The organism is Lysinibacillus sp. GbtcB16, from assembly GCF_019091145.1.
In the GTDB taxonomy this organism is placed as follows: domain Bacteria; phylum Bacillota; class Bacilli; order Bacillales_A; family Planococcaceae; genus Lysinibacillus; species Lysinibacillus fusiformis.
Genome location: NZ_JAGXJV010000518.1, coordinates 1 through 263, shown reverse-complemented (window position 1 = coordinate 263; position 263 = coordinate 1). Strand labels below are relative to the sequence as shown.

Sequence of the window (263 nt, the reverse complement as noted above, 5' to 3'; positions counted from 1 at the left end):
CGGCCTCGCCGCATCCGCCAGATCGCCGATCATGAGCCCCATCTCACTCGTAATGTTGCCGGGCAGCCCTCGATTCAGCACATGCGCGATTTCGGCATCGCCTAACCATTTGATTGACAGCGCATTCACCAGTCGAGACGAAATAATACCTGCAAGAGGATAAGGGATCAGTTGAGGAAAAATAGTCAGCAGCAGCAAGCCTACGTGCTCCTGAATTCGGATGACCCGTTCCGGACCGGAGACGCCGGAAAGCCGTTTTCTCC

Annotated in this window: 1 pseudogene; it reads right to left on the bottom strand. The window is 55.5% G+C overall.

What is annotated here, in order from left to right:
• Positions 1-198, bottom strand: a pseudogene (locus KVT27_RS25100) (hypothetical protein); the annotation flags it as partial.
• Positions 199-263: the final 65 nt, after the last annotated feature.